The organism is Brucella sp. LJL56, assembly GCF_054871705.1.
The window spans coordinates 484,472-510,851 of the sequence record NZ_JBTXLQ010000003.1 but is presented as its reverse complement, the minus strand read 5'-3'; the positions used below and the strand labels follow the sequence as shown (position 1 = coordinate 510,851).

Genomic DNA, 26,380 nt, shown 5'->3' with positions numbered 1-26,380 from the left:
CAACTTGGCAATACCGTCTTTGCACCTGAAAGTATCAGATTGCCGGCACCTTCCTTGCGCGACGCGCCGATGCCAACGGTCGTACCACTCATGGTGAGTGTTGTATTTGTGTCAGATATCTATTCCCTTTCCGCAGGAATTTACGGAGCGCGCATCTTGAGTAGCCACGGCTGTCACTGCTGATAGCGTTTGTCTGCCAGCATCAATTGCCTGTGGTGAATTTCGCTATTTACCAATTGACCTTTATTCCTGCGGTGGCCTTTAGAGTATAGCTGTCGGCAAAGTGACTGAGAGAGGTGTTGATGGAACCTTCGCCGAAGACTGCATATTTGCCGTCAGCCCAGGCGTAGGTTCCGCCAGCACCAATACCTGCCCATGTGTCGTCATTGTTGGTGTCGAAGCGGGTGCCGGAGACGATGATCTGCGTGCCGCCGAGAAACTCTTGATAAATGTTGGCGAGACCATAGACCTGACTATTGATCATCCGTCCGTCATTGCCGGTCCAACGCTTGTCATAATTGACTGCAAGCCCAAGGCGTCCGGTGAGGTTGTTCCCGTCGTGCAGGCTGACATTGGCCTGAAAGACATCCTGGAATGCATCGGCATTGATTGATGCCCATAGAAGTTGAGCCTGTGGGGTTAGCGACCAGTGATCGTCGATGACAATGCGCTTACCTGCTTCGAAGCTCACCGCATAGCCGAACGCCTTGGCGCCACTGGCAAGACCGCTATTGGCCGTTTTGGAATCGAGATCGTTGTCGAACCAGGTCAGCTGCGCCTGTCCGTCAACATAAAAGCCCTTGTCGCCGTACCAGGTAGTGGTTGCGCCAAGGCTCCAGGCCTGTGTCGAAACGTTGCCATCGCCGTCGCGGGATGACATGTCGCTGCGTGCCGCGCCATATTGGCCGGTGATACCGGCGATCAGACGCCCCATGCTGCTTTCGTAGAATTCGCCATCGACGCCAGCCTGCATCTGGAAGGTGTTGATGTCCTGTCGCATACCGGCAGGCGTGGAAGATTCAAGACGATTATGCGCTCCCTCCACCCGTCCCCATATGCCGCGCGCGTTCATCATGGCGCCATTGGTGCGACCGTCGCCGTTCTGACCCGTCCAGTAGCGGTTGCCGACGCGCTCCTGCAGGGTCGGCAGTTTGTTCAGGGCCTGCATGGTCTGGGCATAGCCCTCGTAGACCGGGACATTGGCACCATACCGAGGATCAGCCGGGCCGCTCGGATCGGTGTTGCCGTTAAACTGGCTTGCGAGATACCAGTTGCCGTCATCGGGCGTTTTAGCGCCACCTTGCTGCAGTGTATAGGCATAGGCTCCGGCAACTACGGCCTTCTTGCCGTCTTTGGTGGTGTAGTCGCTGACCAGCGAGAACGTACCGTTTGATTGACCGTCGACCTCGACTACATCAATGCCATTGGTGGTCTGTGCCCCTATGCCGCCGCGGTTAACGATCTTGACATTCGTATTACCCGAGGTATCGCCGGTAATCTTGAATTTGTCGGTCTGGGAACTGTCGTCACCCAGTACCGTATTGATAACCACCGTACCGCCTTTGCCGCTATAATTGCCTGCGACCGTCAGGGTTGTTCCGGCATTGGCATTGTTCATGTTGATCATACCGGCATTGGAAAGGCCCGACAGCGTGGTATCGAAGCCATTAATGTCGAGCGTGCCGGCTGCGGCTACCGAATAGGTTGAGGAGGCTGTGTTGAAGGCCCCGGTCGCACCCTGCTGTAGCGTACCGCCGTCGACCTCGGTGATGCCGCTATAGGTGCTGACACCGGAAAGGGTTTGCGTGCCGCTGCCCGTCTTGGTCAGCCCACCGCTGCCGCTGACGATGCCGGAGAAGCTGCTATTGCTGCCCATTGTAAGCGTCAGTGTGCCGCTGCCGAGCGCGACGCTACCAGTACCGGCAAGGCCGCCGGTACTGACATTGTGGTTACCGAGATCGGCATCGGTGCTGTCCTTAAGTGTCAGAACGCCGGTGCCGAATACGGTGCCGTCGGCGCCCGCGAGGATGCTGCCGCTTGCAACCATCATGCCGCCGGAGAAAGTGTTGGTGCCTGAAAGCGTCAGTTGATCGCTACCCTTCTGCACGACCTGTCCGGTGCCAGTGATGTTGCCACTGAAATTGGAATTGGCCCCCTGGCTATGATCGAAAGCAAGGGTTCCGGTTGGAGCTGCCGCTCCCTGTGTCAGATTAACGTCGCCGATTATGCTGCCGGTCGTGCCGCCATTGCCAAGTTGCAGTGTTCCGCCCGAGACTGTCGTGCCGCCGGTATATCTGTTATCGCCGGTCAGGATTGCGGTTCCGTAGTCAGTCTTGTTGAGGCCGTCGGTGCCTCGCAGCTCGCTATCGATCGTCGCCGTTTTGCTGGCCCCCGACGCCTGCCCATCACCGACCCGGATAATCGGCTGTGCATCGGAAGACGGACTGTAGAGCACTAAAGGATCGCCGGTAACGGTATAGCCACTGGTTTGAAACTGCATCCCGGTTGCTCGCACCTGGCCGTCGCCATTGTCTATGGTGACGGTAGCGGGATGATCGGCATCGATGCCATTAAAAACTGCATAACCCTTGTTGTCGTTTTCCCAGCGCCCATTGAACGACGGACCTGACTGGCTTGGTTCTGTCCAGTTGTCATTGCTGGCGTTCCAGGTTCCCGAACCGCCATCGACGGTGCCGTTGTTGTGGTTTGCCCTGTCGTCGCCATCCCAGAAACGCAGTTCCACCCCGTCCTGATTGACGAGGTTGACTTGCTTGTCCACGGTATCGTTCTGAACCCACATATGGTCCTTGTTTCCGGGGGCAGAAGCGATAGCCATGGTTCCGGTTGCAGTCCCGGTATAGTCTATGAGAGTGGAGATGCCTGCACCGAATCCACCCATATCCTGTGTGATGTTCAAGGTGCCGGCCAGAGCGACATCACCATTGACGTCAAAGAGTGCAGTGCCGCTCGCGGCGCTGGTGCCGAGGACGACATTCATGGAACTGTTCGTTGCAAAGGTGAGATTGCCGTTGATAGTCAGCGTCTGGCCGTCACTTCCAGCTAGCGAGCCGCCATCCTTCACGCCGACATTTCCGTTGAGCGTGCCTGAACCGGACAGGGCAGCATTCTGGTTGATATTGATCTGAACAGGTGTTGTCGCACCGGCTTTGCCGAGCGTGCCGTTGACGATCACCTCACCTTGATTGATATCACCCGTTCCGGTCCAGTCGATGCTATTGCCAGTACCGAAGACAAGGTTGCCGCTGCCAGCTTTTTCCCAGTTGCCTGTACCCGAGAAACCGCCGTTTAGCGTAAGGTTCTCGTCTGTCTGGAACGTGCCGCCACCGGCACCGATTGCAACGTCATTAGTCAGAGTAATCGTGGCCGTATTCACCAAAGTTGCATTGGTCGCCCCAGCTTCCTTGTCCAAGGTTAGCACACCCGAACCAAGATTGTTGGCACCTGCGATCTTCAGCGTTCCATTTGCGACCGTCGTGCCGCCGGAATAGCTGTTGTTGCTGCTCAGTGTCACCGAACCGGTGCCATCTTGCGTTACAGAACCGGTGCCACTGATCACCCCGTTGAAGACGATGCCGTTGCTGCGATTGAAGACAAGCGTGCCGTCATTGGTGACGCCACCAGCACCATTATTGCTGACAATGCCGCCGATATCGCCTGTCGTGCCACCATTGCCGATCTGCAGCGTGGTGCCGGAATCGATCTTCGTATCGCCTGAATAGGTGTTGTTGGCCGTTACCGTCAGGGTACCGCCGCCCGTTGCCGTCAGCGAATAATTGTTGACGGAAGTGCCGGATATTGCTCCGCTCATGACTATAGCATGGCCAGACGTGTCGAAAGTACCGCCATTGGCGCCGCTTAGCACTATTGCGTGGTCGAAAGAACCGGCATTATTGAAGTCCGCTCCAAAGCGCAGCGTTGCACTATTCATCGCAATATTGCTGCTGCTCGCACCAAGGTTGGAGTTTTGCATAACGGCAACCGTTGTACTCGTGATTGCAGTGTCGCCTGCATAGCTGTTGTCCCCGCTGATCGTCACAACGCCATTGCCGTCGCCCGCCAGCACCGACACACCGCCTGCTCCGTCGACTTTGTTCGAGAGTGCATAATTGCCTGCTGCATTGATCGCAAGCGTACCCTTGCTTGTCGGCGCATTCTTGCCATTCGTGGTGATATCGCCAATGAGCGAACCATTCATTGTGCCATTGCCAAGCTGAAGTGTCCCACCAGCAATGTAGGTTCCGCCCGCATAGGTGTTGTCGGCCGTCAGAACAAGCGTTCCGCCCATCCCTTTCTGCATACCATCGCTACCGGTGAGGATTGCCGAAACCGTCGCCGTCAAAGTGCTGTCGTTGGCGTTGCCAGCACCGACTTTGATAGAGGGGACACTGCCGCCATTTGGAGCGACAAGCGTGAGGCCCGTCGCGTTGGTTTGCCCCTGAATTCTATAACCATCAGTCATGAATTGGAGGCCAGATGCTGTGACTGCACCCTGAGTGTCATCCACCGTTACCGTGCCTGCCGTGCCGGTGAATATAGCCATCTGGCCCGCGCTCCACTCACCGTTGAAATCATAATTGGGAGAATCTGTCCAATTGAGCGCATTGACATCCGCGCTCCAGATTCCGTCGCCGCCATGCACGGTACCATCGCCAATCGGGTTCACGGGGTTGCCATTCCAGTAGCTCAGCGTGGCGCCATTCTCGTTCTCAATGTAGATTTCGTGATTGATCTGGGTATGGACGTGAACCTTACTGGAATCATCTCCTGTGGGAACGTTTCCGATCGTCAGGGTTCCCGTGCTGGCGCCGTCATAGCGAAACAGATGGTAGACACCTGGCCCACCGGTCCCAAAACTATCGATATTTATCTTGGCATTGAGATCGACGTCGCCGTTCACAGTAAAGACACTGCTCGCGTCATCAGATTGATTAAACGATACATTGATGGCGCTGCCGGCCTGCATTGTAAGATTGCCGCCGAAAATCAGACCCGCAGTCGATGTCCCCGCCAGTACACCGCCGTTCTCAATGGTAGTGTTCCCGCTAATCCTGCCGCCACCTTGCAAGGTGGCGCCGCTTTTAACGCCGACAATGCCACCAAGTGTTGCACCAGTGTCTATATCCAGTGTGCCGGACACGACGTTCGTTGTGCCGGCAAACGAACCACTGTCGTCGGTGAGGGTCAGTATTCCGTTGCCATTCTGGTTCAAAGTGCCGGTGCCGCTGATCTGGCCTTCGAACTGGTAGGCTGCGATATTCTTGAAGTCGATGGTTCCGTTGTTGGCCAGATCGCCATTAATTGCACCATCCTTGGTGCCGTCGCCCAGTTGCAGCGTGCTTCCTGTATTGATCGTCGTGATGCCGGTATAGGTGTTCTGTCCTGCCAGAATAAGCGTGCCCGCACCCCGTTGGGTGAGTGAACCGGTACCGCTGATGACGCCATCAACGACCGTCGAACCCTGGTTATTGAAAACAGCCGTTCCGTTGTTGGTGATGTTGGCCTGTTGTTGACCCAACGTCGCATCCTTGGTTCCATCGCCAAGCTGCAAGGTGCTTCCTGTATCGATGATGGTAGCACCGCTATAAGCAAGTGCTCCGGTCAGAACCAGCGTTCCCTGGCCGCTGGCTGTCAATCCGCCCGCACCACTGATGCCGCCGCCGAACGTGCCGGTCTTGCCTTGAGCCGTATCGATCTCGCCATCTGATGTCAGGGTGACTGCCCGTGCAGAGGTAAGATTATCGGTTAGTTGCAGCGTGCCGCCATTGAAGATCAGCCCGCCCGCCGTAGCTCCAAGATTGGTGTCGGCACTGATCGAGAGAACACCTTCGGTGATTTCCATGCCGCCGGTATAGGTGTTGATACCGGCAAGCGTCAGCGTGCCGGCGCCGGTCTTGGTCAGCTTGCCAGATCCGCTGAATAGACCGGAGAAGGTGCTGTCAAACCCGTGCGTATCGATTGTGGCGGAACTTTTGAGTTTCACCTGTCGCGCGCTGTCGAAGCTCGCGCCAAGCTGTAATGCGCCACCATCGAAAATCAATGCGCCGATAGTCCCGTTTCCAGCGACATTATTACCAAGATTACGGTCACTGCTGATCGACAAAATGCCGCCATCAATTTCCGTATCGCCCTTATAAGTGTTGCTGCCGGAAAGTGTTACCGTGCCGCTCCCGGTTTTCAGAACGCCGCCGTCGCCGGAAATCACATTGTCGAAACTGGATGTGGTCGTGCGGGCGAATTCCAGAATCGCTCCCTGATCGACCTGAATTCCGCCTGAAACCTTTCCTGCCGCGCCGCCGAGCGCGAGAGTGCCTGCGGCAATTCTGGTTGCTCCGGCATATGTGTTGTCGGCTGTCAGAAGCAATCTGCCGTTTCCGGACTTGACCAGCGTGCCTTGCCCGTCAATTAAGCCGTTCCAGCTCGCAGCTCCGGAAACATTCAGTACTTCCTCTCCTGTTTCCAGATGAAGTGACCGCGTGGAGGAGAAACTGTCATTGCCGTTGATCTGAAGCGTACTGGCCCCGGTCAATGTCAGGTCGCTGGCGGCGGAGCCGAGATTGTTGTCGCGACCGACAATCAGTGTGCTTGCATTCCGGACTGCTGTGCCGCCAGTATAGCTGTTGGCGCCGGAAAGTGTCAGCGTGCCGCTGTTTACGGCGAAATCGCCGGAGCCCGAAATGATATTCCCAAGTTCCATCGTATCGGCTGAGGCAAGATCGACAACCAGATGGCTGTTGTTGACGATATTGCCGCCGCCGGAAAACTGAGTGCCTGTTGTCTGACCGTCGCCGATCTGCAACGTACCGGCACTGATTGTCGTCATGCCGGAATAGCTGTTCGTGCCGGTCAGGGTCGTCGTACCACTGCCGCTGATGGTCAGCCCGCCCGCGCCGGTGATCGCGCCGCCATAGGTGGCGGTTGTTGAACCTGAAATATTGAGCGTGTTGCCCCCAAGTTTGACGGTCCCGCCAGCGCCTTCAAGTGTGCCGATCATGAAATCAGCGCCGCTTGTCACGCCGCTGATATCGAGCGCGCCGGAATCTATCTTGATGAGGGGGTCATCGGCACGAGAATTGCCGGTAAAGACGAGGTTGCCACCGGTAGCCCAGAGACGCGTGTTTGAAAAATCTGTCGCGCCGCTGAAATTGACCGTGCCACCGCTATCGGCCTGCGCGGTCCAGGCATCATCGCTCAGGGTGATTGTCGTGGATGTGGCAAGATCGATGCCATCGAATGTCAGTACGCTGCCGGAGTCACCAGCATAGAAAGCGGCCGCATCCTTTCCTTGGATGATTATCGTACCTGGCAGAGCATCGTTTGCGTCGCCCGAATGGTAGGTTCTGTTGTTGCTGATATAGGCCACGATCCCTTGCGAACCGTCGCCTGTAACCTGAAGCGTCGTGTCCTTGTCGGTCGTGATAATTGAATCGGGGTCTGAAGTCTGAAGGCCGATAGCGCCATTGCCACTTGCCGAGACAATTGCGCCCTGCAGAGCAATCTGCCCGCCTCCAATCGCCCATACGGCGGCGGCACCATCGCCGGTTTCCGATATATGCGTGCCTGTTGCCGTGACCGTACCGCGATTCTGAGCTAATATAGCGCCGCTCGGAATATCCCCATCCAATAACGTGAATTTCACGGAAGCGTTTCCGATCGACAGGCTTCCGCCGTCAACCAGAATCGAATGCGTTTGCCCATTAGGGCTGCCGCTTCCTATGATCTGCACGCCGTCGTCGACCGAGGCATTTGTTCCGCCGACAATTGCCAGCGTTGCAATGTCCAGGCCGCGGTCAGCCCCGCTGGACGTCAAGATCGTATCGCCCTTGATTGTCAGGAATGAATTAGGGTCTTTTCCATCATAGTAAACGGCGTTGTTGGAGCTGTTGATCTTGACGCCATCGAGCGTCGTCTGGCCTTCGCCGACATGGACGCCGTCGGCATTTGCACCCGTTGTCTTGATAGTCACATCTGTCAGCGAGAGCGTGGTATTGTTGTCGTAGGGGCCTATCGGGGAGCCATTCGTGTAGACGACTGCGCCATGCGCGCCGTCGCCCGATGTCGTGATGGAGCCACCATTCTGGGTGATCGTGCCATAGCTCAAGGCATAAAGCCCGAAACTGTCCTGGCCGGACGTCGTGATGGTCGTATCGGTCAGATTGGCAGCATATCTATAGGTTGGGTCTGGCTGCACCAGCGAGCTTCCATCCGAATATACACCGATGGATGCCACCCCACTCGTCGTAATTGTGGCGTCGGAAATTGTAGCCAATCCATAGCCTGGGAGGTAGATTGCATAGGAATCATCGCCATCAACCGTAATTGTCCCGCCGATATATGTAGCATAAGAAGAGTTATGTGTAATAATTCCTTTAGAGTTATTTCCTTTTAAATTTATATCAACTTGATTTAGTTCAATATCTACGGGTGAAATTGATTTATTCTGCATAGAAACTCCATATGAATTATCTCCATATGCAGTTATACTTCCACCGGTCTGCTGGTAATGTTGATTTGTATCTATACTGATTCCTATCGAATGATCCTTCTCAAGAATGATTTTCGTGTTGGTTGCATTCACGACAGCAGAAGAATTATCAATCGAGATGCCATTTGAATAACTGCCATGCATTGTAATGGTGTTGTCGCCTGGAAGTTCAATCGTTGTGCTTGCTTTGCCTTTGATGCCTATTCCGCTGTCTGCGCTGATTTCAACCTGATCGCCGATCTGCAAACTCTGCGATTGCGTGGTGGTGTAAACCGTTTGCGCCTGTGCGCAAAATACCGTTGCAGGAATGCAAACGGTGGAGAGCAGCAATATCACCAGCTTGCCATGAATTTTCCGTCTGGCTTGGATGCTCCGGTTGCGCAAAGACATGGATGCCGGTTTCCCGGAAGAAGGCAATGCTGTCATGCCGAAAATCACCGTTGTCGAATCGAATTAATTTCACAATTATTTCCATCAACATGTAAATGATACGGAAATATATTCAAGATTTATTGATATTACGTATTAGTAATACTTAAATTCTGTAATGATATTCTTTATTTAAGTTTTAAATGATATAATAATATATCATAATGGCGGCGATTTATTCTGTAAGCAATATGGAGGAAATGATTCTGCTTGTTCAGTCAGGGCCTATAGCCAGCAAACTCTCGCTGGGAGTTTCTTCAGTCACTCCAAATGCCATAGAGACCAAACGACCGGATAGGAGGAGGCCCGACCGACGGCCTTGCCGCCTCAAGCGCACTGCAGCTCGCATTTGGGGCAAGGCACAATGGGCTGATATTCTGATAGCGCGCAGGTGCATCTTTGTTGCGGCAGATTGCGGTAATGCCATCGTCGCCACGGAGGCCGTCTAACAAGATATGAATTTTGTTCCCCGCAGAATAGCGCGGCGGGTGCGGCTGCACACCTTAAAACTCTGTCCGTCCAATAATTTCCGGATGCATGATTATATTTTATATTACTATAATATAATTTGTCATTGGTTTGGAGTTTCCTGTTTATTTTTTTGTAAAACCTTCTTATTCTAAAAGAAAATCAATTCATTCTTATGAATATAGTTTGTTGCTTATTTATGGATTATAAATGATGGCGTCATTTATTAATATTATTCCAATAAGGCTCATCCGGGTCTCAACGTCATGCTTGGCATTAATTGCGGTATTGTCCCAGACTCAACCTTTCTGGTTAACCGAGGCATTCGCACAAGACCTCCCGGGCAATTCGGGTGGCACAGGAACGACGACTGATCCGGGAGATCCATCGGACATCACAGCAGCTCAAGGCGGAAGCGGCAATGGTTATGGAGGAGGCGGTGCCGGTGGCGGTATTGGTGCCGCCAACACCCTGGGCGGAAGCGCTTCAATTGACGGCAATGGCGGGGATGGAGCGTTTTCTTTCATTCATGGCGTGACCACACCGGGCGGAGCGGGCGGCAGTGTTGGACAAACGACACTTGGGGCGGATGTAGTGCACGTTACCGGCGGTTCGGGCCAATCTGGTGTCAACAAACATGGGTCGGGTGGTGGCGGAGGCGGAGCCGGGCTGTTTCTCTCAGACGGCAGCTCTTTTTCTCTTGCTGCGAATTCAACTGTGACTGGCGGCATTGGCGGCGCTGGCGGTGTAGGCGCCTACCAGTCCGCGAATGGAGCAGGCGGTGGCGGTGGTGCAGGTATTTTGCTTCGGCAATCGAACCTGACCGTCTCAAACGGCGCTGCCGTCGTCGGAGGAAAAGGCGGAAATGCGGGCGGTGGCGGCGGTACATTTAAATCCGGTGGTGGCGCTGGAGGAGATGGTATCGTCATTCAAGGTGGCGCGCTCGTCAATCAGGGCTCGATAAATGGGGGTAATGGCGGGACCGACTCGAGTGCCTATAGTGATAATAATCCTGGTGCGCGAGGAGGGGACGGTGGCAGCGGCGTTTTTGTCGATGAGGGCACGTTACACAATCAAGGAGATATCGCTGGGGGTAAGGGTGGTGGAGCTTATCAAAAAGGGCGTCCCGGTACCTCGGGCTCCGGCTTGCGCGTCGGATCGGATTCCCGGGTCATCAATGACGGCACGATTGAAGCAGGAGGCGCTGACGCGAACGCGGTCGATATTCTTGGAAACAACAACACATTCGAGATTGCAAGCGGGTCGGTAATTACTGGAAATGTGGTCGTAAAGGATGGTGCCGCAGGAAACGTTTTTGCTATTGGTGGTTCCGGCGACAGTAGCTTTGATGTTTCGCTGATTGGCAGCCAGTATCAGGGATTTCAATCCTATCGCAAGGATGGTTCCAGCACATGGACCCTGACAGGAACAGGCGCCTATTCTGGTGGCTTCGACATTGCTGAAGGCATCGTGCGAGCAGGTAACGACGGCACGATATTCGGTACCGGCCTTCTAACGATAGAGGAAGGCGCGCGCGTCGATCTCGATAATTACAGCGTCGGCATAGGCGGACTTGCCGGTGAGGGCAATGTAGCGCTTGGCAGTGGTAATCTGACAGTTGATCAGGGGTTCGACACGTTGTTCTCCGGCGTGATCGACGGTTCTGGTGCTTTGACCAAAAGCGGAACCGGCACCCTGACGCTGACCGGTGCCAACAGCTATACCGGTCAGACGATAGTTTCCGGTGGTACATTGAAGCAAGGTGCGGCGGGTGCATTCAACACGGCTTCATCCGGCTATGACGTCGCGGCAAACAGCACGCTTGATCTTGGCGGCTTCTCAACTTCGCTTGCCGCGCTCGCCAATAACGGACAGGTCAGCTTTGGCGGTTCGGGCGGTGTCACTCTTAAGGTCGCCGGCAATTATGTCGGCAACGGCGGCATGATGACTATCAACACGGTTCTGGGCGGTGACGATTCCAAAACCGATATGCTTAAGGTCGGCGGCGATACATCGGGGTCGACCAAACTCTATGTGAATAATGCCGGTGGTGTCGGCGCACAGACCGTCAACGGCATCAAGGTCATTGATGTGGCGGGTTCCTCGGAAGGCTCATTCTCGTTGGCTAACAGCTATACCACCAAGGATGGCCAGCAGGCCGTTGTGGGTGGCGCTTATGCCTATACGCTGCAGCAGGGCGGTACAAACACGCCGACCGATGGTGACTGGTATCTCGTCAGCCACGTCGATGGTCCCAATCCTGGCCCGGAACCGGAGCCCCGCTATAGTGCCGGCGTCCCGGTCTATGAGGGCTATGTCCAGAACATGCTGGCGCTCAACATGCTGCCCACCCTCCAGCAGCGTGTCGGCACCCGTTACTGGACCGGCAAGAATGGTAATGGCGCGGACAATGGTGCGGCGGTGAATGAATATGGTGTGTGGGCACGTGTCGAAGGAGCGCACAACCGTTTCGAGCCCGATACCTCGACGTCACGCATGAAGCAGGACATCAACACGCTCATCATGCAGGCTGGCGTCGACGGCCAGTTCTATGAAGGCGAGAATGGCAAGCTAATCGCCGGTATTACCGGGCAATATGGACATGCCAAGGGAGATGTATCGTCGTTCCATGGCGACGGCGATATCAGCACGGATGCCTGGAGTCTCGGGGCCACGGCAACCTGGTATGGCAATAACGGCTTCTATGTCGATGGGCAGGGTCAGGTGACCTGGTTCGATAATGATCTCAATTCCTGGACTGCAAATACAGGCCTTGCCGATAGCCGCAAGGCAACCGGCTATGCGTTGAGCATTGAAGCGGGGCAGCGTATTGGGATGCAAGGTAACTGGGCTTTGACACCGCAAGTGCAATTGATGTGGTCTAGCATCGATGCCGATGCTTTCAACGATACATGGGGGAGCCGCGTCAGCCTGCATGGTGGCGACAGTCTGGTCGGACGGTTGGGCCTGGCCGCAGATTATCGCACAAGCTGGAAAGGCGATGACGGGCTGCTGGTCAATACAAGCATGTATGGCATCGCCAATCTCTACCAGGAGTTCCTCGGCGGTACGACGGTCAACGTCTCCGGTGTCGATTTCGACACGGATAATGATCGCATCTGGGCCGGTATAGGTGCCGGTGGAACCTATGCATGGGATGACGATAAATATGCTGTCTATGGCGAGGGTTCCATCAATACAGCGCTCAACCACTTCGCCGATAGCTATACGCTCAAAGGCATCGTTGGCTTCAAGGCAAAGTGGTGAGCAGGTCCTGAGAGCCGGCGCATATGGTGGCCCGCCTCCCATTGGGTATTCCGTTTGAAATGTTGGTGCATGCTTGGTCTGTTGGTCACTGCGGTTGCTGAAGCCGGTCCGTTCTGGCGCGGACGGACAGCGGCGTTAAGTGCCGGTGGCTTGTAGCTCAGCGATGAATGAGGTCCCGCAGTGCTGTAATGTTGTCTCCGGTTTTCGATGATGATCTTCGCCTCCTTCAATGTGTAGGAAATTTCGCCGTTGAGCATTTCATCGCGGAGTTTCGCATTGAAGCTCTCGTAATAGCCGTCGATGTAGGTGGTCTTCCCGCAACGCCTTGGCGATGCAATCCTGGCTAAACTCGCCGATCACGTTGAGCATGCAGATTTTCCCGACGTTGTGGGTGCGACGATCCTTGACGAGGTTGTAGGACCAGACAGGGTTGTGGTATTCAGGAGGGAGCGGGATGCACGAGTTGTTTCCAGTCAGAATCCACCGCGCTTGGGGGGATTGTGCGAGACTTTCAGCCCCTCCTTTTGCCAGATCCGCTCAACCCGATCCATTTAGCTTGGTGCGCTATGTGGAACGATGCTGGCCGAGAGCTCGGCATACCCCATGCTCGGACACTTGCAGTTCATCGATGACATAATCCACGCAAGCGCGCCAGCGGCGGGGGCTTGGAAGTCTTTCTTGGCGTTCAGCGGGCAAATGATTCACTGGATCATTTGCTTGCTCGCTTCTGCTTTGTGTCGTTTCGCTGCCATTTCTATATCCTCTATTGGCTTATAAGCCATACTTCATGAAGGATCACTTTTCAGAAGGCTGAATACCTTTTTGTTTTGACTGCTGTTGCCTCGGATGTTTTCATCATACTGAAAGTAACTATTCTGCAATATTTAGTACATTCTTATATTATCTATTTAGAAAATGCTAATTCAACTTAAGAATACATAATAGTAATATGATGGCAATAATGCAACTTCAAGCTTATTGATAATATATATGTTGAAATTCATAAATGCCCCCAAAATGATTGCAATATTTTTTTGAAGGCAGGAGCATTATGAGGCATTCGACTGAAACAGATTACGCGATTTCGTCCAACAAGTTTGCGCACAGATGTACGCAAGCAATGATAGCTCGTCTGTCGCAACGCCTGTGTTCGACCGTTTCCTACTTTGCAATTACTTTGGCTGGAGCGGCGACGATCACGTTTGCCGATCCAGTTCAGGCCGACGATTATCACTTTATAGGCACGAGCGTTGTTAAGGATAGTTGGAGTAAGCCGACTTCTTGGGCGGAGGGGGTGGCCCCTGACGGTGGAGATCGGGCAATCATATCGGGGTCAGCAACCGGAATTGTTCCCAACGGACCTGCCACCATCGGATCAATCTGGATAACCGAAACGAGCGCGTTGAAATCGTTCAATCAATTGGCAGGCGCTTCCCCCATTACAATCAATGGTCTCGACGGTGCGGGTGTACAGTCTGATTCCGCCCAGATGATTAATTTTTTCAGTCGCACAATCCTTGGTGGTGATATCGCCATAAGCGCAACCAATAAAGCCGGAGGCGGATTTAATTTCAACGGAACCATCGCAAGCTATGGAAGTGGCTTCGATACGAACGGTTATACATTGACATTTGATCCCGTTAACGCAGCCAATGTCATGAATGTAAGCGGCAGCTATGCGATACGCGGCTCTGGCAACCTCGTTAAAACGGGAGCCGGTCTGCTGAAAATCGATGGATATATCGATAATCAAAACTACCCTACTTCGCCCGCATCATATACCGGAAGCACCTGGATACAACAGGGCACGCTGGCTTTGACTGGGACTGCAAGCCTGCGAAATTCGAGTGCGGTTCGCGTCGATGGAATTTTTGACATTTCGGCCACTGCGGACGGCCAGTATGACACCTTCGAAAAGGCTGGCGGTACCAGCGTGGCGGTTCTGGCTGGCAATGGCACGATAGTGCTCGGCTCACGTAATCTCACCTTGAACGAAGGCGGCAGCAATTTTGCCGGACAAATTTCTGGAAGCGGAAAACTCATCGTCCAGCAAGGCACAACCGTCCTGTCTGGAGAAAGCACTTATAGCGGCGGAACGGATATTGACGATGCCAGGCTGAACGTGGCGAATGCCAAGGCATTGGGTAGCGGTGCTGTGAATATGCAAGGCGATGCTGCGCTAGGATTTCTGGTCAATGGACTGGTACTTGACAATGATATCCTTCTTGCAAACGGCAGCATGTCTGCAATCGATACCGACGCTTTCAGTGAAACACTTGCTGGTAATATCAGCGGTAGTGGGACCCTTGCCAAGCAAGGAAATGGTACGCTGATCGTTACTGGCACCAACAGCTATACTGGCTCCACAAATGTGCTGGCTGGCACACTGCGCGCTGGCGGCGAAAACACTTTTAGTGCCGCGAGTGTCGTTGATCTGGCAAAAGCAACCGCACTCGATCTCGGTGGCTATGATCAGACCATTGCAGGTCTTTCAAATGAAGGCATTGTGAAATTTGGTGCGAAGCCCGGAACAACACTGACAATTGCCGGAAACTATGCGGGCAATGGCGGTCTCCTTGTCTTCAATGCCGATCTTGGCGGCGATGACTCTGCAACGGACAGGCTCGCGGTCGCCGGCAATACTTCAGGCAGCTCCACGGTCCAGATTAATAACCTCAAAGGCGAAGGTGCACCGACCGTAGAGGGCATCAAGATTATTGAAGTCGGCGGAATGTCCGACGGCGAATTTGCCCTCAAAGGCGATTATGAAATCCAGGGGGAACAAGCTGTCGTAGCCGGAGCTTACGCTTATCAGCTTTACAAAAACGGTAAAGCCGACCCGACCGACGGTGATTGGTACCTGCGCTCAACGTTGAAGCCCAAAGAGGTCGATCCGGTAACGCCAACAATCCCTTTAAAGCCGCTATATCAGGCGGGTGCACCGCTCTATGAAGCTTATCCGCAGGTGCTTCAGGCGTTGAACGGCATGTCTACACTGCAACAGCGTGTCGGTGATCGCTATTGGGCTGCGGACGAAAACAATAGAACGAACAACACAGCCCGATCGTCAGTCTGGGGTCGAATTGAAGACGCACATACCAGCATCGTGCCAAATTCGACGACGACGTTGACATCGTATGATGTCGATACCTACAAAATGCAGGCTGGTCTCGATGGTCAATTCTTCGACGGCGATAGCGGCAGGCTGATCGGCGGATTGACAGCCCAATATGGCAAGGCATCGGCAGATGTTTGGTCGATATTCGGCAATGGTACTATCGATACTGATGGTTACGGGCTTGGTGGCACATTAACCTGGTATGGCGACAATGGCATTTATGTCGACGGTCAGGTTCAGGCCAATTGGTTTGATAGCGATCTTTCTTCTGTCACGGCAGAAAGAGGCATGACCAATGGCAACAAGGGCTTTGGCTATGCCCTGGGCATGGAAGCCGGAAAACGGTTTGCCGTTGCGCCACGCTGGACACTGACGCCGCAGGCACAACTTATCTATTCGTCAGTTGACTTTGACAGCTTTAACGATGGATTTGGTGCACGTGTATCGCTGAAGGATGGCGACAGCCTCAATGGCCGCCTTGGCCTCTCTGCCGACTATCGCGAAAGCTGGCAGGCTGCGAATGGGTTAATTTCCAGCGCCAAAGTATATGGCATCGCAAACCTTTATTACGAGTTTCTGGGTGGCGCCCAGGTCAATCTTGCCAGGACGAGCCTCGGCACGGAGAACGACAGTTTCTGGGGCGGCGTCGGTCTTGGTGGCACCTATAGCTGGTCTGGCGGTAAATATGTGCTCTACGGCGAAGGCTTGTTGAAGACCAGTCTTGCGCATCCAAATGACAGTTTCGGCGTAAACGGTACAGTTGGTGTGAAAGTCTCATTCTAAAGCATTCGGGATGCGCGTCCCGTAAGGCATTACTTTTGCTCAAGCGGACAGGTGGTGACTAATTGGCGTTGTCGCCACCTGTATATTCTTTTTACGGCAACGTTCAGGTAACGGTGCCATCGCGGCAGTGATTATGACACCTCTTGTTTCCGCCGTCCCGGCCCAAGCGCAAAGCATCGAGATTGGACCTGATGACATTCAGGTAAACCCGGATGGAGAACGTCGGATAGATCCTGATCGTCGCTACGATCGTGATGACGTCAGCGAGCGCACGGCCGCAAGGATCGCGCGCAACGAAGGAATGGACGAAGTTGAAAGCGTTTCACGACGTCGAAACGTATTCGTCGTCAGGGGAATAGACCGTTGCGACAACGATATGCGCGTGGTGATCGATCATCGTACCGGCGAGATGCTTGAGGTGCGCTAGAGGCCACGGCCTGTAGGTATCAGGTTTGGGTGCGATTTGCGCCGGATTTGTTCCTGAGCATGAGAGCAGACTGCCGTAGAGTAACCCTCTGCGACACGCGTGACGCATTTCGGGAAAATTTCACCTCGTCCCGACGGGATGTCATGAGAATAGGCAAACTCGGCATCGCAAACTCTGAATGGGAACGCCCACCTGTGGCCTGCTCGTAAATCAGGGCGGTTCTCATCCGATCACGTTCGAAAGCTAGAGCGGTTCCAGTTAAAAACGGAGTCGTGAAACCGCTCTATCTATTTGTTTTCAAGCATTATCCAACGCATCAAAGCGGAATAAGAAATCAGTCCAGTAAATTGATTTCCTCGCGTAGATGCATCGTACTTTTGCTGGAATGCTCTAATTCTGTTACCGGCCGCAGAAAACGTGTTCCTTACCTGCAGCTTCCACGCTCATCGCATAGCCGAAGGCCTTGGCGCCGTTCGCCAGAGACGAGTTCATATCATCGGAAGACGGGTCATTGTCGAACCAGGTAAGCTGGCCCTGTGTATCCACATAGAAGCCGTTATAGCCATACCAGGTGGCCGTCGCACCGAGGCTCCAGGCATTGGTATCGGTATAGTCATCACCGAAGAACGAACGCGATTTGCTATGCGCCGTGCCATATTGCCCGGTGATGCCGGCAACCAGCTTGCCGTTATCATCCTCGTAGAACTGGCCGTCGACGCCTGCCTGCATGATGAAGGTATTGATGTCCTGCTTCAAGCCGGTGGCGCTTTGCGGCTCAAGCCGGTTGTGCGCTTCTTCGATGCGCGCCCACACACCGCGACCGTCAGTCATGGCGCCGTTCGTCTGGCCATCGCCATTCTCGCCCGTCCAGTAGCGGTTACCCACACGCTCCTGAAGGGTCGGCAACTGGTTCAGAGCCTGCATGTTCTGCGCATAGCCCTGATTGACCGGAACACCGGTACCGTAAAAAGCTGTCCATAAAGTGGAAATCGCAATCGATGCAGCGACTTACGCGTGCAGGACGAATTATCCTGCTGATTTCGTCCGCACCCGTCATGTTGCGATTGCTGATGGCAAATGAAGCAGAAGGCTATTGGACAACAATGCTTCACTGTAGAGATAAAGGATAGCGCATCCCGACAGACGCTGCCATGCACCTGGATCGAGATCACGGGCGATCTCCTACGCTGTGCCGGCGACCGGAAGCTTCCGGACCACGAGCCAAAATGGTGGTCCGGTTTGACCTCAAATACTTAGCGGGCCAACACTCAAACCTTCCCACCAGGGTGTGTGCCAAGCTACCAAACGCTACCGAAGGCGCCACGCATTTGCGATACGTCTCATCGACGCCAGGGACGTACAGATGAGTTGAGTTCTGAAATGTCACATTCCGTGCGCCGACCATCACGACCGAGCCGTCGATAGCCACAGCAGCGTGGATCCATACACCAAAGCTCATCGGTTGTGGGACATGCCCTTAAAAGCTCCAGAGTAGATCAGCTTTCAGCGACTGATCGCGTGAGGTTTGAGAAAACTGGCCCGAATAGGTCAGGCCCAACTGCGCATTGTCGGCTATGTTCATGCCGATGCGCGCTTCAGCGATCAGAGCATTCCGTGAAATTGGCAGGCCCGTGACAGCGAACGGCGCTTCACCCTGCCCAAAAAGCATGGTGCTGTTGGCAGCAATATCTCCGTCCGCACGCCGCCAGCCGAGCACCGTTGAAAGGTTAAGGGGCGCTGATCCGTTCAAGTCGAAATGCGTTTCGGTTCGCAGGCCAAGCGTCGATATCAAGCTGTTCATGGAGTCTGTTCGATAGCTCAATGCTGCAGCATTTCCATTCTCTGTTCCATTTGATCCGCCCAGATGGACCCATGCCAGACTGGCAAAAGGCTCCATCATTGTCGCTCCAACGGCGTGGCCATAACCGATGTCAACAAAACCCTGCACCGATCTGGTCGTGTGTTCGCTGTAAGTATGGTCTGAAAAGCCCGAGAAATTCATATTACGGGTGACGTCCTGTCTATACCAGGTAATCGCACCGCCCAGATTCAGGCGTACTGGACCGGCTTTGGTGCCACCATAAATCGCCGCATAATAGTTCTCACCTTGTGACGATGCCGTCAAACCGTCAATTGTCGTATGGCTATACCCACCAGCCATACCGATCTGCCACAGGCCGATTGGAGCATCAGCTCCGAAGAACACTCCGCTTGTTCTTGTGTCGAGATCATCGAACCCATGGCCCGTGTAGTTGCCGCGAGTTCCAAAACCCTGCGCCCAAAGTGTGACGTCGGAATTCTCGATCTTGTGTGCTTGTGGGCCAACGCTCGTTTCGGTATCGGCAAAGGCTTGCCGCAGACGTGTGCCTATCGCGTCGCGCACATAGCGACTCGTATCGATCAATATGGCTGGCGAGGATGCATAAACATCTCCACTGAGGCTACGAAAGACAGCATCGCCCTGCGTCTCTTGCAGTTGCAGCACCGCGTTGTAAACAGGATTGTCCTGCCCCAGATACTCAATGGCTTGTGCTGTTGCCTTACCGTTTGCGGTCGTCGCTGCATCTACAAAAGTGCGAGCATTGCGATTGATATCGATAAAGACGCTGTTTGCGCTATATTCAGCCGAAATATCGAAGAAAACAAAGGGGTCGATCAGTTCAGCAAATTGTCCCGAAACAGCACCGGCTGACAGAACCAGTCTCCGCTCACCCGCACGCAGATTGGAGCCGTTGACAATCAGCCTGCCGCCGAGAAACGCATTGCCGGAAATCGCCAGCCGACTGGATTGCTCACCCTCGATGCGGATCGCCAGCGTTCCATCGCGCCGTTGCCCGAACTGACCGTCAATCGAGAGCGTGCCAACAGAGTTCAATCCGCCCGGAGCGATTAATCCGTTGAGATTATAAACACCGTCATAGGTCAAGATATCGCCAGTTCCTGACAATGCTCCACCATTCAGCAGGACATAGCTCGTATCCAGTGTACCATCCACGACAAGCCGGCCGGCATTGATCTCAACGTCGTGCCATACAAACATGTACTGATCGAAAGGCAGATCGAGCGTAGCTCGGGGATGCGATATAAACAACGTATCCAGGGTTGGATTGGTATCCACGGTTATTGTTCCGGCGCTGGCCAGAAGCACGTTGTAATAACGACCTGCGAAGCCATAATTCTCGAAGTTTCCGTCAATGTTCTGTGGCACAGAAACAGCCCGACCTTCGAGGTCCTTCCAGGCGGATATATCGCTCCAGTTAAAATTACCGGGCAATGCGGCGACATATCGGGTTGGATTATTTTCATGAATCCAATCGAGGTAGTCGGCAACGTTGGTCCACGCATTCGTGGCTCCGTAGCCGAACTGAGAGGCACCCGTATAGTTCTCCACCCAGCTAGCGATGCCAATTTGAACGAGACCACTTGCTGTTTCGACGAACAGTGGGCCACCGCTATCAGTAGGGGCGGTTCCCGCTTGCAGATAGGGCACCAGCTCATCCGATGTCAGAGGGTTTGCAAACATACCGATAAGGAATTTTTGCTCGTCGTCTGACCAAAATTCACTGCCGGACAGGTATCCATAAAAATTGGTTTCCCCGACCCTGCGTTTAAAATCATAGGGTCCGGTCTCTCTGTCGGGCGGACTGGACCCGGTGCCGGTTGCGCCATAGCCGACGAACTTGAGCCGCGTGCCGATGTCGGGCAGAGCGACGCCCGGAGCTGTCAATTGAACCGGGGTCCCACCCCAATAGCCATAACGCATTGTGACAAGAGCCACATCATTGGAAAGCGAAAAATAGTCAAAGCCCGAATGTACGACAACACCGGCCGCATAACTGAAGCCGTCGGTTGGATTGAGAGCGTCGGGCGAGAATTCAATCGTGGTTTGCGGAGACCCAATCAGTTGTCCCTTATCCCCCATCATGCAATGGGCGGCGGTTAACATGACCCGTGGAGCAATCAAGGTACCCGAACAGGTCCCGCCATCGTCAACCGGCATACTGATGAGGCCTACATTGGAATAGACGTTATCGCGGTCATAATAGTTGGAATAACCGCCGACGTCGGCGGCGAGTTGATCATTCAGGACGACGGCAAAAGCGGAAGAGGTTACGGGCAAAAATCCGCATATAACAACGGAACTGATCCAAACCCGATGCAGCATTATATCCCCCACCCGAACCCGGCATGACTATATAAAAGCTTTTCTAGAGTTGTCGATGCATTATTAGAGATTTATGCTTATATTAAACAGCCAAATTAGCTTTCTATACACGTTCGCAGCAAAGAAGATCTCAGGCCCTTTCTTGTAGCCAGAAGGTGGGTTTTCATCGCACAGCCATGGCGGGTACCGTCGAGAGAGACATGAAGGCGCGGTATGATTTTCTGATTATATTGGCCTCGACGTGCCGCCTAGAGTTATTCCCAGCTTTGGTGCATGGATCTGAATTGTTGAGAACGGAATGCATAGGATGGTCGGTTAGCGGGGGTATTTTGATTTTATGGAAAGCCATCATGCCTCCCAAGCACAACGCTGCCCGCCGTCACACGACACCAAGACAGCAGTTCAAGGTGACGAATTGGCCGACCTGTGAGGCTGGTTTGCGCCAGCGCAGCAGCATCACCTTCTGGCTGAGCGAGGATGCCATTTCCAGATGGTATGCCGATCGGCGCAGGATGCCGGGTGGACAGCCGCCTTATTCGGACCTGGCCATTGAAGCCGCTGATGTGCAGTCTGGTCTTCGCTCAACCTTTACGGCAGATCGAAGGGCTGATGGCTTCGCTGTTTGCGTTGATGGGCGTCGATCTGCCGGTGCCTGATCATATGACCCTGAGCCGACGCCGTGGTCCGTTGCATATCTCCAGAAAATGGCGCGATGACGCGGCAGACATGCATGGGGCACCCATGCCAGCGGGCCTGGCACATCAAGACGATCCTCGAGCATGACCGGCTCGCCCGGCAAGCCATGACTGATTATGGCAAACGGTCAAGGGCGAAAACCACGATAGGCCGGTTCAAGGGCTGCATCGGAAACCGGCTTCGCGCCCCTTGAGATCGTGGTCCGCCTGAATGGCGATGGGCCCTATCGCCGTTGGTGAGGAATGTCCGCAAAGAATCTTGACTGGCGATTAGTTCAACAATCCAAAGATTTATATGGGCTGATACCGTCTGAATCAAATTAAAACCGAGATATCGCTAACGCCCATCCCCTCACGGATATGTCGAGAGAGTTCTTCAACGAACTTGTCCGGGTTCGTCGCATGTGCAACGAGCCGCGCATGCCGGTCTGCTATTCCCGAAATATTCAACTCATGTTTCTGGACATTGAGCATGGCCAGTTCAATCTGATCCTGTAATGCATGATACGAGTCTAGAAGACGCCTGTGATCGGCGCACTCGATCAATACCTCATGAAAGCGACGGTCTGCCGCCGCCAGCGCCTTGAGGTCGCGGTTCTCTGCAGCTAATGCGATAGCAGGTATGGCCGCCGCCAAAGCGGAAGATGTATAACTTCTTTGAAGTGCGAGTCGTGCTCCCATGACTTCAAGAGCCGTACGTAAGGTGGCGAGTTCGAAAATATCTCGTTCGTTAAAGCTCACAACGATGTAGGAACGGTTGGGTGACTTCTCGATCAATCCACCTCTCTCGATTAGTCTGAGAGCCTCGCGTAGCGTTGCACGGCTGACGCTGAGCTCTGATGCGACGCTCGATTCGCGTATCCTCTGCCCGGCTGGCAGTTCCCCGCTTAGAATTTTTTCTCGCAAACTGGCGACCAGGATCTGCACCATGTCACCAGTACGTCCTTGCTGATCGTTGTGCTCGTCTGAGGGCGTAAATTTATTAGACATGGCTCCATCTTTCCGGTATGTGTCGACAATAAAACAAAAAGTGCCGACACTTTTATATCGGGAACATTTGGGAAAGTCGATTCCCATGGAGGAGAAATTATGGATGAACACATCGCCCGACAAGTGACTCGCAACATAATGCCGCTGCTCGGGATCAGCTTTTTCGTGTCAATTCTGGACCGCGTGAACGTCGGGTTCGCGTCGCTAACAATGAATGCGGAAATCGGTCTTTCCGCGGCCGCCTACGGTTTTGGCGCAGGTATTTTCTTTCTCGGCTACTTCGTATTCGAGATTCCGAGCAATCTGATTTTGCAGAAGGTCGGCGCGCGCCGATGGATAGCGCGTATCATGGTCACGTGGGGCATTCTGTCCATGTGCATGGCTTTGGTGCAAGGCCCCTATTCCTTCTATGCGATCCGTTTCCTACTCGGGCTTGCAGAAGCCGGTTTTGTTCCCGGTGTCGTCTATTATATGAACCAGTGGTACACGAAACGCGAAATTGGCAGGGCAACAGCAATCTTTTTCGCCTTCGGCCCTGTTGCAAATGCTGTCGGTGCACCGCTTTCCACAGCGTTGATCGAAGCCTTTGACTGGCGCTGGATGTTTATCATTGAGGGAATACCTGCCATCATTCTCGGCGTTATCGTCTTTCTCAAACTGCCTGATCGCATCGAAGACGCGAAGTTTCTAAACAATGACCAGAAAGGCGTATTGCGCGCACAGTTGCAGGCGGAAGGCAATTCAGCCACGAAACATGCCTCGCCGTTGTCTGCGTTAAAGGATTTGCCTACGCTTGCGCTCGCGTTCCAGTATTTTCTTATCCTGACAACCGGCTATGCGCTCAACATGTGGCTGCCACGAATCGTTCGTGAACTGGGTGTCCAGACGTCGATGGTGGGCTGGGTGGTGGCTGTCCCCTATATTGCCGCCGCTCTAGCGATCTATTTCTGGAGCCGTTACACGAAATACACGGATGATCGCCTGTTTTATGTGCTCATTCCCTGTGCTCTAGGCGCATTTGGGTTTGTGATCGGCGCTTTGACGACAAACCCGCTGCTTTCGATGTTCGCATTCTGTTGCGTTGCGGCGGGCATCTATGCGGGTGGGAGCGCCTACTGGGCGCTGCCACGACCTGCAGTATCAGGCGCTGCGGCGGCAGCCGCGATCGCACTGGCGAACTCACTTGGCAATCTCGGCGGGTTCACCGGTCCCTACCTGTTCGGAATCATTCGCGATACGACGGGTAATTACGAATATGCGCTTTTCGTCGCTGCTGCTTTTCTACTGTCAGGTGGGCTCATGAGTTTCGTCAACATCCGTCTGGCGCGGCGGCGTGAGGCGCTACTTTTTGCTGCCCGCTAAAGCTGCGTGGAAGGGAAAGAAATTTCATTCTTCTAACGCTTTTAAAAGGAATGGATTCATGGAAAGTTTTCGTGCTCGCTGCAAGGCACGCTCACCGCTGATGGGGACGTTTTCCGCTATCCCCCATCCTGTCGCGGTCGAGGTGACGGCGGCCACCGGGCTTGATTTCGTCTGCATAGACTGGGAACATTCGCAGATCAGTCGTGAGCGTATTGAGGATCTGATCCGGGCTTGCGATGTTCACGCTGTGCCGGCCATGGTCCGGGTACCGGGTCATGCTCCGGAAGCGATTGCGGCTGTGCTTGATGCCGGTGCGCAAGGTGTTCTTGTGCCGCGCGTATCAACGGCTCACCAGGCACGGGCCGCAGTTCAGGCAACGCGCTATCCGCCGACAGGCACTCGAGGGGTTGGGCCCGGTCGCGCCGCGGCCTATGGCTATCGTATTCCAGACTATCTGACCGCAGCAAACGATGCCATCGCTTTGGCGATCCAGGTCGAAACGGCTGAAGGTCTGGCCAATATCGAAGAGATCTCAGAAGTTGATGGTGTCGATGTGATCTTCATCGGCCCCGGAGACCTGTCCGTTTCCATCGATGCGATGGGGCCGAATGGTCGCGAAAAACTTGTTGCTGCGATTGAAAAGATCACAAGAACAGCAATTTCTGCGAACAAAGCTGTAGGCATTTTCCGCCCGGATACAAGCGACATCGCCGTTTGGTACGGGAAAGGAATCTCGTTCTATCTGCTCGCAAGCGATACGATGTTTCTCGGCGCTGCAATGGCGGGAGGCATATCGCAAGCGCGAGCAGCTATCACTGAAACGGAAAGGAAATCCGCATGAAGATCGTCAAGTGTGATGGCGTTCTCACAGTTGAGCCGGAACAATATGCATATCTTGCAGGGCTCGATGCGACCTTCATCGAAAAAACGCTTCTTAACGAAGACGATCTGATTGAGCATTGCTACGATGCGGATGCGTTAATGATCTTGCGCGAACCGGTGACTGAGCGTGTTGTAAAGGCGCTGCCAAAACTTAAAGTCATCGGTCGCTTTGGCGTGGGGCTCGATTCCATTGATGTCGAGGCCTGTACGCGGGCAGGGGTTCAGGTCACTTATGTGCCAGACTCCAATCTAGACGAGGTTAGCACTCACGCTGTGGCAATGATGTTGGCTCTCGCTCGCCGGTTGAAGCGCTACGACACTGCCGTGCGCGCGGGACGCTGGCAGGCTATGGTGGAAGGCGAGGGAATTATCCGACCTTCGCATCAGAAGCTTGGCTTGATCGGTTTTGGTCAAATCAGCCGTATGACAGCACGCAAGGCTGCAGCATTCGGCTATAAAGTCATTGCATACGACCCCTATATGGTTCCAGAATCCATTGCTGCGACCGGTGTGGAAGCAGCCACGTTCGAAGAGGTGATAACTCAATCCGATATTGTTTCGCTTCATGTTCCCGCCACGCCCGAAACACAGAATATCATCTCAAAAGACGTGCTCGCACGAATGAAGAAAGGTGCGATCCTGATCAATGTTTCCCGCGGCGGCCTTGTGGATGAAGGAGCGTTAGCAAACGCCCTGAAATCGGCACATCTATCTGGCGCGGGTATCGATACGCTTGTCCAGGAACCGCCAAGGCCAGACAACCCGCTTCTGCGCGTGGAAAACCTTCTTCTTTCTCCTCATGCAGCACATTATTCCAAGCAGTCTTATGCAGAGGTGAGAAACAAGGTTTTTGCTGATGTTGCCGCTGTTTTGCGAAATCAGACACCAAAATACGGAATTAATTCAGTCCACAAGGAGACATGATCTTCTGGGGTCATGTCGCTTCTGATATTTGCGAGAACAATGGTGTCGACGCCATTTTATATCAGAGTTATAAGCTGTTACGTCTCTTCCGCCTTAGGCGGGGGAGAGCATCTTGAGCTTGTGTAGCACGTATTCACTACCCGCCTTAGCGAGACCACGAGTGATGGTATCTGCGGCGTCTATAACTCAAGCGGTAATCGATACCGAAGTGCGCATAGACTGCCATGGGAAAGTGAGAAAGATTTGAAGATAACAAACAAAATCTCTCCGCATTCCCTCCAATGGCGGTGCCTTTGACCACCATCGTCGGCGACGTGTTTCGTTGATGAGCCTAACTTTTAGACTTTTGGCAGCTTGGCCAAAGCCC

The 26,380-nt window shown here is 53.9% G+C and carries 13 protein-coding genes and 1 pseudogene; 8 read left to right on the top strand and 6 right to left on the bottom strand.

What is annotated here, in order from left to right; all coding sequences use genetic code 11:
* Positions 1 to 229 precede the first annotated feature (229 nt).
* Entirely contained in the window at positions 230 to 8,287 is an 8,058-nt protein-coding gene (locus ACYSN1_RS14280) for an autotransporter outer membrane beta-barrel domain-containing protein (RefSeq protein ID WP_461726282.1), read from the bottom strand.
* Positions 8,288 to 8,726: 439 nt separating this feature from the next.
* Complete coding sequence (locus ACYSN1_RS14275; RefSeq protein WP_461726281.1) at positions 8,727 to 8,984, bottom strand: hypothetical protein; 258 nt, start codon at positions 8,982 to 8,984, stop codon at positions 8,727 to 8,729.
* Positions 8,985 to 9,688: 704 nt separating this feature from the next.
* Between ACYSN1_RS14275 and ACYSN1_RS14270 the strand changes: the two genes are divergently transcribed.
* Positions 9,689 to 12,667 (top strand): autotransporter family protein, encoded by a 2,979-nt coding sequence (locus ACYSN1_RS14270; RefSeq protein ID WP_461726280.1) that lies wholly within the window; start codon positions 9,689 to 9,691, stop codon positions 12,665 to 12,667.
* On the opposite strand, the gene ACYSN1_RS14265 is transcribed toward ACYSN1_RS14270, so the two are convergent.
* Complete coding sequence (locus tag ACYSN1_RS14265) at positions 12,625 to 12,969, bottom strand: integrase core domain-containing protein (RefSeq protein WP_461726304.1); 345 nt, start codon at positions 12,967 to 12,969, stop codon at positions 12,625 to 12,627. The two genes, ACYSN1_RS14270 and ACYSN1_RS14265, sit on opposite strands and share 43 nt — an antisense overlap.
* 818 nt (positions 12,970 to 13,787) lie before the next feature.
* On the opposite strand from ACYSN1_RS14265, the gene ACYSN1_RS14260 reads away from it, so the two are divergent.
* A complete protein-coding gene (locus tag ACYSN1_RS14260) occupies positions 13,788 to 16,568 on the top strand; it encodes an autotransporter family protein (RefSeq protein ID WP_461726279.1) in 2,781 nt (926 codons plus the stop codon).
* Positions 16,569 to 16,701: 133 nt separating this feature from the next.
* A complete protein-coding gene (locus ACYSN1_RS14255) occupies positions 16,702 to 16,995 on the top strand; it encodes a PepSY domain-containing protein (RefSeq protein ID WP_461726278.1) in 294 nt (97 codons plus the stop codon).
* A 435-nt stretch (positions 16,996 to 17,430) separates the two neighbouring features.
* On the opposite strand, the pseudogene ACYSN1_RS14250 reads toward ACYSN1_RS14255, so the two are convergent.
* Positions 17,431 to 17,961: pseudogene (locus ACYSN1_RS14250) on the bottom strand (autotransporter outer membrane beta-barrel domain-containing protein); the annotation flags it as partial.
* A gap of 511 nt (positions 17,962 to 18,472) precedes the next feature.
* Positions 18,473 to 21,160: an autotransporter domain-containing protein gene (locus ACYSN1_RS14245; RefSeq protein ID WP_461726277.1), complete on the bottom strand. Its 2,688-nt coding sequence runs from the start codon at positions 21,158 to 21,160 to the stop codon at positions 18,473 to 18,475.
* A gap of 350 nt (positions 21,161 to 21,510) precedes the next feature.
* Here ACYSN1_RS14245 and ACYSN1_RS14240 point away from each other — a divergent pair, with 350 nt between their 5' ends.
* Together ACYSN1_RS14240 and ACYSN1_RS14235 are read left to right on the top strand one after the other, a co-directional pair.
* Complete coding sequence (locus ACYSN1_RS14240; RefSeq protein ID WP_461726305.1) at positions 21,511 to 21,816, top strand: hypothetical protein; 306 nt, start codon at positions 21,511 to 21,513, stop codon at positions 21,814 to 21,816.
* Positions 21,722 to 21,943, top strand: a complete 222-nt coding sequence (locus ACYSN1_RS14235) for a transposase (RefSeq protein ID WP_461726303.1) — start codon at positions 21,722 to 21,724, stop codon at positions 21,941 to 21,943. The genes ACYSN1_RS14240 and ACYSN1_RS14235 overlap by 95 nt, the downstream gene beginning before the upstream one ends.
* A gap of 227 nt (positions 21,944 to 22,170) precedes the next feature.
* Here the strand turns inward: ACYSN1_RS14235 and ACYSN1_RS14230 are convergent, their stop codons facing one another.
* Entirely contained in the window at positions 22,171 to 22,845 is a 675-nt protein-coding gene (locus ACYSN1_RS14230; RefSeq protein WP_461726276.1) for a GntR family transcriptional regulator, read from the bottom strand.
* Positions 22,846 to 22,944: 99 nt separating this feature from the next.
* On the opposite strand from ACYSN1_RS14230, the gene ACYSN1_RS14225 reads away from it, so the two are divergent.
* From ACYSN1_RS14225 to ACYSN1_RS14215, 3 genes are read left to right on the top strand one after another with little or no spacing between them, the layout of a single operon-like run.
* On the top strand, positions 22,945 to 24,207 hold the full coding sequence (locus ACYSN1_RS14225; RefSeq protein ID WP_461726275.1) for an MFS transporter: 1,263 nt from the start codon (positions 22,945 to 22,947) through the stop codon (positions 24,205 to 24,207).
* Positions 24,208 to 24,265: 58 nt separating this feature from the next.
* Positions 24,266 to 25,048 (top strand): HpcH/HpaI aldolase family protein, encoded by a 783-nt coding sequence (locus tag ACYSN1_RS14220; RefSeq protein ID WP_461726274.1) that lies wholly within the window; start codon positions 24,266 to 24,268, stop codon positions 25,046 to 25,048.
* Positions 25,045 to 26,013 carry a C-terminal binding protein gene (locus ACYSN1_RS14215; protein ID WP_461726273.1) on the top strand — a complete coding sequence of 323 codons (969 nt, stop codon included), beginning with the start codon at positions 25,045 to 25,047 and terminating at the stop codon, positions 26,011 to 26,013. Before ACYSN1_RS14220 ends, ACYSN1_RS14215 begins: the two co-directional genes overlap by 4 nt.
* Positions 26,014 to 26,380 lie beyond the last annotated feature (367 nt).